General features: G+C 48.0%; 5 protein-coding genes and 1 pseudogene. 1 reads left to right on the top strand and 5 read right to left on the bottom strand.

The window, feature by feature from the left end; all coding sequences use genetic code 11:
- The 4 genes from Q1V74_RS03415 to infA form a co-directional block, all read right to left on the bottom strand.
- A partial coding sequence (locus Q1V74_RS03415) for an OB-fold nucleic acid binding domain-containing protein (RefSeq protein WP_300647059.1) occupies positions 1 to 302 on the bottom strand: 302 nt, incomplete at its 3' end.
- Positions 303 to 313: 11 nt separating this feature from the next.
- The gene (locus tag Q1V74_RS03410) at positions 314 to 1,063 is read right to left on the bottom strand and encodes an SDR family NAD(P)-dependent oxidoreductase (RefSeq protein ID WP_300647058.1); all 750 of its coding nucleotides are present in this window, start codon (positions 1,061 to 1,063) and stop codon (positions 314 to 316) included.
- A gap of 1 nt (position 1,064) precedes the next feature.
- Positions 1,065 to 2,169, bottom strand: a protein-coding gene (gene prfB, locus Q1V74_RS03405; protein WP_300647057.1) for a peptide chain release factor 2 whose coding sequence is annotated in 2 segments (ribosomal slippage) — positions 1,065 to 2,087 and positions 2,089 to 2,169 — 1,104 coding nt in all. Because the reading frame shifts where the segments join, the coding sequence is not laid out codon by codon here.
- Between the two features lie 108 nt (positions 2,170 to 2,277).
- Positions 2,278 to 2,541, bottom strand: coding sequence for a translation initiation factor IF-1 (infA, locus tag Q1V74_RS03400; RefSeq protein ID WP_260649599.1), 264 nt, complete (start codon positions 2,539 to 2,541; stop codon positions 2,278 to 2,280).
- A gap of 319 nt (positions 2,542 to 2,860) precedes the next feature.
- Here infA and Q1V74_RS03395 point away from each other — a divergent pair, with 319 nt between their 5' ends.
- Positions 2,861 to 3,769 (top strand): DMT family transporter, encoded by a 909-nt coding sequence (locus Q1V74_RS03395; protein ID WP_260649601.1) that lies wholly within the window; start codon positions 2,861 to 2,863, stop codon positions 3,767 to 3,769.
- A gap of 44 nt (positions 3,770 to 3,813) precedes the next feature.
- Here Q1V74_RS03395 and Q1V74_RS03390 read toward each other — a convergent pair.
- Positions 3,814 to 4,216: pseudogene (locus tag Q1V74_RS03390) on the bottom strand (single-stranded-DNA-specific exonuclease RecJ); the annotation flags it as partial.

The following is a 4,216-nucleotide window of genomic DNA, read 5'->3' as shown; positions in this document are numbered from 1 at the left end:
AGAGTTTTTTTGTCTAGGTAAATTTGAATACGGCCGCTGCTGTCTTGAAGCGTAGCAAAACTGGCTTTACCCATGACGCGCTTAAGCATCATACGGCCGGCGATAGAGGCAGTATGCTGAAGCGCAGCAAGCGTTTCTTTGTCTTTATCATCGTATTGTTGATGAAGTTGGGCGGCGCTATGCTCGGGCTGATAATCGTTTGGGTAGGCGTTACCGTGCTCGCGTAAGGCATTGAGTTTGGCACGTCGTTCAGCAATTAAGTGGTTTTCGTCAACATGCGTTGACTCAGTCGTAGAAGTCATGAGTTACACAATTAAAAATAGTGGCGAATGTCATCAATGGTTTTATGACCAAAGGAGGCATCCGCGAGATAACGGGCAATATGCTCAGCGGTGAAAGAGGCTGAAGCAAGCTGTTGGTTCTGATGTAATTGAATGAAGCGGGCACGATTAGGAAAATGGCTTTCCTCGCTTTGACGAATAGTGGCTTGCATATCTGTATCCACCACGCCAGGAGCGAGGGCCACGCATTTAACCTGAGGGTGTTCCATGGCGAGGGTCTGCGAGTAGTAATCAACAGCGGCCTTGGTGGCGCCGTATACCCCCCAGCCAGGAACAGGTCCACGGCCAGCACCAGAGGAAATGTTAAGTATACGACGATCTGCCGTAGATGGGCTATGTGCCAAAAAGGTGGCGCTCAAGCTCATCAAGCTGCCAATGTTAAGCTGTAGAGCATGAGCAATAGCATGGGGGTCAAGCAGCTGGTGTGATTGCGCCATAGGGTTAACGGTACCGGCATTATTGATTAACCAGTAGGCATGGCTATTAGTAAACCGCGAGAGGGCTTCTTGAAGGTGTTGACTAGCGGCATGAGCCCCATTAGGAAGCGCTAAGTCCGCCACAATCGCCTGATAGGAGGTTTTTTGCTGAGCGCACCATGCCGCAAGCTCAGGGTTGTTATGGCGGGCGATACTGATTAAATGGGTGCGATCGTCGGCGAGCTGTTTAGCTAGTGCTAGACCTAGACCACGAGACGCTCCGCTAATAATAATCACGCGCTGCATATTAGACTCCTTGTTTTAGACTGGCTTCAATAAAGGGGTCAAGGTCACCGTCTAGCACCCGTTGCGTGTTTGATATTTCTACATTTGTCCGCAAGTCTTTAATCCGGCTTTGGTCTAAGACATAGGAGCGGATTTGGTGGCCCCAGCCCACGTCGCTTTTGGCATCCTCTAGCTTTTGCTGTTCGGCCATGCGTTGACGCATCTCTTGCTCGTAAAGGCGTGACTTTAGCATTTGCATGGCTTCTGCTCGGTTACGATGCTGAGAGCGGTCGTTTTGACACTGCACCACAATACCGGAGGGCATGTGGGTAATACGTACCGCTGAGTCGGTTTTGTTGACGTGCTGCCCCCCAGCACCACTGGCACGGTAGGTGTCGATGCGTAGGTCGGCTGGGTTAATTTCGATTTCAAAGGAATCGTCAATTTCAGGGTAAACAAATACGCTGCAAAATGAGGTGTGTCGTCCATTAGAGGAGTCAAAAGGACTTTTACGTACTAAGCGGTGTACCCCGGTCTCTGTACGTAATAACCCATACGCGTATTCACCACTGATTTTCAATGTGGCAGATTTGATGCCAGCGACCTCGCCGTCGGATTGCTCTAAGATTTCGACCTTGAAATCTTTATGCTCGGCATAGCGCGTGTATTGGCGTAGTAACATAGAGGCCCAGTCTTGAGCCTCTGTTCCCCCTGCACCCGCTTGGATATCCATAAAACAGTTGAGGTTATCAGCGGGGTTGGAGAACATACGGCGGAACTCAAATTCCTCGATGCGCTGACCAACAGTTTGGCAATCTTGCTCGATAGCAATCAGGGTAGCTTCGTCCTCATCCATAGCGGCGAGCTCAAAAAGCTCTTTAGCATCGGTAAGGGCTTGTTGAATTTCATCCAAGCCATGGACAACGGTTTCTAGGCTTTTCTTTTCGCGTCCAAGTTCTTGCGCCCGTTCGTGATCATCCCAAATATTTGGGTTTTCGAATTCGGCATTGACGACATATAAGCGGTGGGCTTTGTCGTCGTAGTCAAAGATACCTCCGTAATTCGGTCGCGCGCTCTAAGTAGTCGTCGAGTTGCGCTTCGAGTTGATTAAGGCGTTCTGATTCCATCTGTTTTTCCTGAAAAGTTCAAGTCATTGAAGATGGGATCTATTTTAACAGAAACCAGCCTTAAGCCCCGCAAGCTTGAGGTATAGATTTAACGCATGTTGGCGGGCATTAACGACGACGGCGAGTGGTGGCGCCAGCAGGTTGGTTGCGCTTAGGTAGGTGACGGAAAGTAATACGACCCTTGGTTAGGTCATAGGGGGACATTTCTAAAGTGACTTCATCGCCAGCAAGAATGCGGATGTGGTGCTTACGCATTTTGCCGCCCGTGTAAGCAATAACAGGGTGTCCATTTTCGAGTACAACTCGGAAACGAGAGTCAGGTAAAACTTCGGTAACTGAACCGTGCATTTCAATCAATTCTTCTTTTGACATAATGTGTCCTTTTTAGTTCAACGGGCCAATAGATTGACGAGGTCAAACGGGTGTTAACCACAAATGCGTCTGGCCGCAAAGTTATATTTAAAAATAAGAGGGTGGAGCAAGAGCCCCTTGCGCACAAGGCAAAGAAATGACAAAGACGTAGGCCTTAGCCTAGTAAGATTAAGCATTTGCACTATTCAGCTTAGCAAAATAAATGTTTTTTGTCAATGACTTAGATTTTTGGTCGGGGGGTGAGCCTAGGTTTTCATTTTGGTTTTCTATATAATTTTTATTTTGTCTTTTAATACGCAAATAAACGAAAGGAAGTCACATGAATGCTAGGCTCACGCCGACGGCCGTATTGCTGTTGGTCATCCCCACTTTTTTATGGGCGGGTAATGCGGTAGTAGGGCGAGTCATTAGCGAAATGGTGCCCCCAATTACGCTGAACTTTATTCGTTGGTTTATTGCTTTTTTTATTTTGGCGGCATTTGGTGGGCAAATATTGCGTCGGGGAAGCGCGCTCTGGCGCCATTGGCGGCATTATGCCATGCTCGGGTTACTGGGTATTGGTATGTATAACGCTTTGCAATACATGGCGCTACATAGTTCAAGTCCCATTAACGTTACGCTGGTAAATGCCAGCATGCCTATTTGGATGTTATTGGTTGGGCGCTTGTTTTTTCATGCGACGATTACGGCTCGACAAATCAGTGGTGCTGTGCTGTCCTTATTGGGGGTAGCCATTATTTTAAGTCGTGGTGATTTGAATGAGCTATTGCAGTTTCGTTTTGTTATTGGTGATATCTACATGGTGATAGCCACCATTGCGTGGGCATTTTATAGCTGGCTGCTTAGTCAGGATAAGCATGAGCCAGAAATTAAGCAAAATTGGTCAACACTGCTTTTAGCGCAAGTCACTTTTGGTTTGATGTGGTCCGGGGCTTTTGCAGCGGGGGAATGGGCTCTGACAGATTGGCACATAGACTGGAGCTGGGGGTTGGTGTTAGCAATGTTGTATGTGGCCATTGGACCTGCGATTATAGCTTTTCGCTGTTGGGGGCTAGGGGTGCAGCGAGTAGGGCCTGCGACAGCCGGCTTTTTTGCTAATCTTATGCCCTTGTTTGCCGCTATTTTATCTATGATCTTTTTGGATCAAGCACCTGAGGTTTATCATGGTGTTGCCTTTTTACTGATTGTAGGTGGTATTCTCTACGCCTCTCGGCAGTCAGAAGCATAGTTGCTAGCTCTACACCCCAGCGTCGCCGGGGTGGTCAGAGAGGACTAACTATTTTGCGCGTGATCCACCATGAGCTGGACTTGGCTGTTGCCATTCCAGTGGTTGACTTCTAGTCGATATGCCATGTGAATGCGTTCACCCATGAGCTCGGCGTGGTTAAACCAAATTGCATCAAAAATCACTCCATCACGCTCAACGCGTAATTTAAGATGTTTGTCTTTAAGAACACGTTGAAACACCACATTAAATTCGTCGACAAAGACAGGAGGGGGAAAACCGGCCCCCCAAACTTCGTGACTGAGTTGTTGAGCGGTGGGAACATCCATATGTTGTAAAGCTAACGAGCCGTCATGCTCAATAATGGGGTCAAAGGAGGTTTTGCCGCTGAATTCAATGACAGCTTGTTCAAAGGCTGGAATGAAGTCCGCAAGGCGGTTTGCATGAATG

The sequence above is a fragment of the Paenalcaligenes sp. genome (assembly GCF_030152715.1).
Classification (GTDB): domain Bacteria; phylum Pseudomonadota; class Gammaproteobacteria; order Burkholderiales; family Burkholderiaceae_B; genus Paenalcaligenes; species Paenalcaligenes hermetiae.
This window is presented reverse-complemented; position numbering and strand designations above follow the sequence as displayed.